The organism is Phocaeicola sp. RTP21198st1_B8_RTP21198_201120, assembly GCF_040929485.1.
Classification (GTDB): domain Bacteria; phylum Bacteroidota; class Bacteroidia; order Bacteroidales; family Bacteroidaceae; genus Phocaeicola; species Phocaeicola dorei.
This window is the reverse complement of record NZ_JBCOCI010000382.1, coordinates 309-1,306: the sequence shown is the minus strand read 5'-3', so window position 1 is coordinate 1,306 and position 998 is coordinate 309. Positions and strand designations below refer to the sequence as shown.

General features: G+C 46.9%; 1 pseudogene. It reads left to right on the top strand.

The features are described from left to right. A pseudogene (locus AB5935_RS26520) lies at window positions 1-998 on the top strand (TonB-dependent receptor plug domain-containing protein); the annotation flags it as partial.

Genomic DNA, 998 nt, shown 5'->3' with positions numbered 1-998 from the left:
AGGTTATACCAAACAACGTAAAGAAACGATGATCGGTTCTGTTGCTACCATCACGACAAAAGATCTGACGCAAAGTCCTACTGCCAATATCAACAATGCGCTTGCCGGACGTCTGCCGGGGTTGATTGTAAACCAGTATGCGGGTGGTGAACCGGGTGTGGATCAAAGTGAATTGTTTATCCGTGGTAAGGCAACTTACGGTAACCAGAGTGCCATTGTCATTGTCGATGGAATCGAACGTGACATGAGTTACCTCGCACCGGATGAAATTGAAACATTCACTATCCTGAAAGATGCTTCCGCCACTGCCGCTTATGGTATCCGTGGTGCAAATGGTGTAATCGTTATTACTACCAAACGTGGTAAGGCAGCGGAAAAGGCAACCGTGAACCTGAAAGCCTCTATTGGTATTAACCAGCCGATCGGTTTCCCCGAATATTTAGGCTCTGCCGATTATGCAACTTTATATAATGAAGCCAGATTGAACGATGCCAAGATGACGGGCGCAGACATCAGCAGTTTGAACCTTTTCTCTCAACAGGCGATTGACAATTTCCGCCGTGCGAAAGGAGACAACTCCGATGGTTTGGGATATGACTGGGATTATTATGATTTTGCCTTCAAACCCGGTTTGCAGGAAGATGTCAGCCTCTCCATTCGTGGAGGTACGGACAAGGTACGTTATTATGTATTGGCCAATTACTTTTCACAAGGCGGTAACTACAAATATTCGAATGCCGGTGAATATGACTCGCAAACCAAGTTCACCCGTTACAACTTCCGTTCGAACATCGATATCAACATTAATCGTTATTTGAGTACCCGTTTGGATTTGGGGGCCCGTATTACCGACCGTAATGCACCGGGTACAACAGCCGGTCGCCTGATGACCATCTGTGCTACCCAGCCTCCATATGTGCCCATCCTGGTGGAAGCAAGTGCGCATCCGCAGAATGAGGAATACATTCAGCAAAATCCTCGTGGAATGCTTTATGGTG